This is a genomic window from Acidiphilium sp., from assembly GCF_049977125.1.
GTDB lineage: Bacteria > Pseudomonadota > Alphaproteobacteria > Acetobacterales > Acetobacteraceae > Acidiphilium.
In genome coordinates this window covers 1-5025 of record NZ_JBMFGY010000133.1, presented here as the reverse complement: position 1 = coordinate 5025, position 5025 = coordinate 1, and the positions used below count along the sequence as shown (strand labels likewise).

At 66.2% G+C, this 5025-nt stretch carries 5 protein-coding genes; 1 reads left to right on the top strand and 4 read right to left on the bottom strand.

Translation table 11 applies throughout. The features are described 5' to 3' along the window. From ACP5E6_RS14810 to ACP5E6_RS14800, 3 genes are all read right to left on the bottom strand, one after another. Nucleotides 1–209: hypothetical protein (locus ACP5E6_RS14810; RefSeq protein WP_427955211.1), on the bottom strand; the 209-nt coding region annotated here is incomplete at its 3' end. A 346-nt stretch (nt 210–555) separates the two neighbouring features. Further along, nucleotides 556–3177 (bottom strand): tetratricopeptide repeat protein, encoded by a 2622-nt coding sequence (locus tag ACP5E6_RS14805; RefSeq protein ID WP_427955209.1) that lies wholly within the window; start codon nt 3175–3177, stop codon nt 556–558. A gap of 6 nt (nt 3178–3183) precedes the next feature. Then, nucleotides 3184–3822 carry an RNA polymerase sigma factor gene (locus ACP5E6_RS14800; protein ID WP_427955208.1) on the bottom strand — a complete coding sequence of 213 codons (639 nt, stop codon included), beginning with the start codon at nt 3820–3822 and terminating at the stop codon, nt 3184–3186. A 16-nt stretch (nt 3823–3838) separates the two neighbouring features. Here ACP5E6_RS14800 and ACP5E6_RS14795 point away from each other — a divergent pair, with 16 nt between their 5' ends. Continuing rightward, a complete protein-coding gene (locus ACP5E6_RS14795) occupies nt 3839–4045 on the top strand; it encodes a hypothetical protein (RefSeq protein ID WP_427955206.1) in 207 nt (68 codons plus the stop codon). Nucleotides 4046–4622: 577 nt separating this feature from the next. On the opposite strand, the gene ACP5E6_RS14790 is transcribed toward ACP5E6_RS14795, so the two are convergent. After that, nucleotides 4623–5025, bottom strand: a 403-nt coding sequence (locus ACP5E6_RS14790) for a hypothetical protein (RefSeq protein WP_427955204.1), incomplete at its 5' end; no start/stop codon positions are given.

The window sequence follows — 5025 nt, the reverse complement described above, 5'->3', positions numbered from 1 at the left end:
GGGTAGGCGCCGCCGCAGCCGCTCCAGTTGCCCGCGGTGAGCCAGTTGCCGTCGTTGGCGGCACCGGTCCAGGAGCAGGCGGTCTGCCCATAGGCCGAGGTCAGGGCGGTCGAGCCGAGCAGGGCGCAGACGATCAGCGCCGTGCGGCTGCGCTTCGAGCGCATGGACCGGTGTTGTGACGAAAAAACGGGGGTGGACTCAAATACCATGGAAGCCTCCAGACGAAAAAGCGACGATCACGTCGTTCAAATGTCCCACTATGTCTGCGAACCGGGTGCCGGCCCCCGCAGCCATCTGCAAACCAAGCCGATCATTCATTCCAGCCACCCCTGTCGCTCAATGCCGCGTTCAACATCGAAACGAGCCGTCTCCCGGAACCGATGAACCCGTAAGAACACCGGTCGCCTCGTTTCGGTGGGACCCTGTGACGGCCCGAACCGGTCTCCACCGGCGCGGATCGCAAAGGCTCCCGAACAGATGAACGGAATGTCATGACGATTCTGACACGGATGACGACAGAATTTTACCGGTTGGTCAGAATCCGGCGCCGCTGGATCAGATGGCGCGGCCCATCAGGATGACCCCGGCCCAGTGATACGGGTGCGCGGTCTCGCCCCCCGCGGCGATCATCGCGCATTGCGCCGCCCGCAGCGCGTCGTGCTTCCACGATCCGGACCGGCAGGCGCGATAGAACCCCTCCATCAGCACCGGCGTACTCGAATCCGCGACCGGCCAGAGTGTGGCGAGCACGGCCCGCGCCCCCTGCCGGCACACCAGCGCGCCGATCCCCTCGACCTCGCCACCGCTGCCGCCGCCCATCGCGGTCTCGCAGGCCGACAGCGTCATCAGATCGACCCGCTCGAACGCGAACGCCGCGTCGCGCAGCCCGTCCAGGCTCAGCGTCGAGCCATCGCCCAGCAGCAGATACGATTGCGCCGGATGCGCGGCGGCCAGCACGAAATGGCTCGCCACATGCACGACCGGATGATCCCGCAGCGCGGTGGCGAGGGTGGTTGCGTCGAACGCCGCATCGAGGTGGATGCGTCCTGGAAAAATCCCCGCCGTCCCCGCCTGCGGATCGGCCACGATGCGGGAAAGCTCATCGGCCACCATTGCCAGCGGCCGGTGCGGCGGGATCTCGCGCGCAACCCCCAGGCCCGCGAGGTGCCAGTCCCGGCGGCTCATGATCTCCGCCGCCGCGCCGGAGCGCCGCGCCGCCCCGATCTGCATCACCAGGGCGACCCGCTCGATCAGATAGCGCTCACCGTCATGCAATGCCGCGAAGGGCAGATACCGCAGCGCGCCGACCAGCCCGAGACCGAGCACCGTCAGCCCCGCCGCATCGATCACCTCGGCGATCGGCGCGATCAGAAACCGCTCCAGCCGCCGCGCGACCAGCAGGACATCATCGGTCTGGTGCGCGATCGCGACCCGCAGCTCATGGATCAGCCGGTTGAGCGCCACCTCCCCGATCTCGACCTCACGGCTGATTTGAAGCCGCGCCGTGGTCAGAATGATCGTCATCCGCCGTTCGCCGGGGAGAAAATGCACCAGCCCGACATGCGGTCCGACCGCGCCGAGCCGCACCTGCATCGCCGCCAGCGCCTCGCGGTTCAGATTACCGATCTCGGCGGCATGCGCCTGCCTCTCCTGTGCGAACGCCGCCAGCGCCTGCGCGAGCCAGTGATCGAACCGCCCCCGCACGTCCCGGATCTCCGCTTCGATCGCCGCACGGCGTTCGCTTTGGGCTGCATCGTCCGCCGCAAGCCGCGCCAGGGCGGTCAGCTGCGCGATCGCCTCGATCAACTCGTCGCCATGGCGCTGCCACCGCGCCTCGAGCGAGGTGAGTTGCACGAAGGTCAGTCGCGGGTCGCTCGCCGCATCCCGGCGCAGCAGATCGAACAGCTCCTCTTCCTTGAGCATGGCGATCACAAGTTCGGCCTCCGCGAGCCGCCCCGCCGAAGCGAGCAGATCCGCCAGGTGCCGATACGCCGCCGCGTTGGCCGCCGCGAAACTGCGCTGCAGATCGGGTGCGACCGCCCCGATATCGCCGCGCATCCGCTGGATCGCATTGATCGCCTGCTTGCCGAAGAAAATCGCGGCATCGATCCGCGCGGCTGCCGCCTCCATCCGGCTCAGCCCCTGCCAGACGATCCGCCGGATCGCCGCTCCTTCCGGCAGGGACGCGATCGCGAGCGCGCCGGCCAGCCCCGCCCGCGCCTCCGCCACCGCGCCCTCGCGCAGATCGAGCGCCGCACATTCGACGAGGAGGAGTGCGACTTCGGGATGATCCTCGCCGAGCAGTGAGCGGCGCATCGCCAGTGCCTGCGTCAGATGATCCCGCGCGGCGGCCGCATCGTCGAGCGTCGCGGCGATCTGGCCGAGATTGGTCAGGCAGCTCGCGACATCCGGATTGACCGGACCGAGGCAGCGGCGAAAGATCGCCAGGGCCTGCTCGAAATACGGCCGCGCCGCCGCGGCATCGCCGCTTTCCAGCAGCGTGAACCCGAGGTTGAGCAGCGCATTGCCCACGCCCGGACCATCCTCGCCGCCATCGGCCCGGCGGATTGCCAGCGCCTGTTCATGGCAATCGCGCGCCGCCGCATAATCGCCGAGCGTCGTCAGCACGATGCCGAGATTCGACAGGGCGGCGGCGACGCTGAAATGCGCCGCGCCGAAGGCCGTGCGCAAGATCGGCAGCGCCAGCTCCAAATGCCGGCGCGCCGCGATATACGCGCCCTGATTGCGCTCCACCGCGGCGAGATTGGAATAGGAATACCCCACCATGCCATGATCGGGTCCCAGCACGCGCAGCCGGATATCGAGCGCACGACGGTGGCATTCCGCCGCCGTGGTGAAATTGCCTTCCTCCTTGTGCTGAATGCCGAGATTGTTCCAGCTCGCCGCGACATCGGGATGGTCGTCACCATAATGACCGCGACGGATCTCGAGGGTACGCTCGAAACACGCCCGCGCCGCCACCATCGCCCCCTGCTCCAGATTGATCCGGCCGAGCTGATTGAGCGTCTCCGCAACATCGAGATGCGCCTCACCGAGGCTTTCGCGCTGGAGTGCCAACGCCGCTTCGAACCCGCGGCGCGCGGCAGCATAGTCCCCCGCTCCCAGCGCGGCGCGGGCGGCCTCGATCAGCGGGGCGGCGTCGGGGGGTTCGGACATCGCCGATCAGCCCGGTTCGCCGACGCGCTCGCGCCAGCCGCAGAATTTCAGACCCATCCAGGCGGCAGCGTAGTCCCCGGCCTCCGCGAGCGCGCGCAGCACCCGGCAGATGTGCAACCGCGTCTGGCGCACGAGGACGTAGCCATTGCGCCCCTCCATCGCGAGCCCGATCTCCTGGGGCGAGAAATCCTCGCACATGAACGTCAGAACCCGCGCCCAATGCGGGTCGAGCGTGGCGAGCAGCCGCTCGAGCAGATGCCGCATCGCCACCTCGTCCTCGACCGTATGATCGAGCGGGTTCGCGGCCTCCGCCTCGCCGTCAGGCTGGAGCGGCCCCGCGTACACGCCGGTCTCGCCGCCCCGCACCTGGCGCTTGTGCGCGGCGGCAGCACGATATTCGTCGATGATCAGGTTGCGGATCGTCGCATGGAGCAGTTTGAGCAGCATCTCATCGTCGGGCGGTAGTTCATCGCCAGCGCGATAGCGGCGATACAGCCGCAGGAATGCCTCCTGCACCAGATCTTCCGCATTGACCGGATAGCGGCAGCGCACCCGCCAGCGGCGCACGGCGGCGGCGTACTGGCGTTCGTGCAAGCGCGTCAGCCGCGCGGCGAAGCCCGGCTCCGACGGGTCATTCCCGGCCATTCCGGACCTCCCTCGGATGACCGATGACGATGTGATAATCGCCGCGGTCGACCGGCACCTCATACCGCAGCCGGATGGTGCCGGCGTCGCGGATGATCTCGGGGTCGATTTCCCGTGTCGCGGCCGCATCGTCATCCCGGCACAGCAGCAACTGCGGCGGCCCCGGTTTTTTGGACAGGTGGGCAGGTTAAGGCTGGCCGGTCGAGAGAAGAGCCAAAGATAGGCGTGAAGAGGAAACAACACGGGAGCGGAACTCAAAACTCATGTGCCAATGGCGGTGCTGTCGGGGAAGAATGCTTTGGCGGAGTTTGTGATGGTGCCGCAAATGCGGCCAGATCATCCGCCGGGCCCTTGATCGTCAGATGATGGCTAGAGCGATATACGATTAAGTTGACGCGACAGCGGCAACGTAATCGCATGAAATCGCTCGAAAAAACATAGACCTAGAGCGTTAGGCTGAAAGCATAACGCTCTAGGTCCACACCGAGGTCGATCGTGCCGATGCTCTCGGCCGCGCGGCGCGGACCGCCACTATTTCGCGTCATTCTGCGCTAGATTGACGCAGAGCTGACTTAAAAGATTTCGACAGCAGGTAAAGATCTCGCCGATCTGCACCTCTGGGGGCTAGCGACGCTGCATCGCGGCATGAATATTCCCGTGGGGAAGCGCCGGCCCTCAGGTGTGGATTTCTACCGAGTGAAGATGGCGCTATTTCGTGCCTTATGGCACCTCACCACCGAATTGCAGCGGACCTGAAGCCGGTTTCTCCTGTGGCGGGGTTCCGCCACAGGAGAAACTATTCAGGCCACGCCACTTTCCAGGGGGAACTCGTGCGCCGGGTCGATGCCCGCACTTTCGAGGAACTTGCGCAGCGCGATCACGTCCTCCTTCGATAGCGCATGCTGGACGTCATGAAAGCCGTGGGTGTGGCCGTTCAGGGTGATCTTGATATGGCCGTGGCCGCCGTGGACAACTTCGCCGCCCAATGCCTCGATAGTGGCATAGGCCAGACGAGGATCGATGTTGCTGCTGACTGGGTGGGCGAAAAGCCCCTGTAGCGTGCTGCGATGTTTATGGTTCATTTTTAAGTCAAACTCCTGCTGACGGTAGGTTGGGCGGCGCTTTGAGCCACGTCGTGCCAGGCAAGGACGTAGCGGCACCAGAGCGGTTTTGGAAGTCTGGCGCATCAGTGGCGCGCCAACC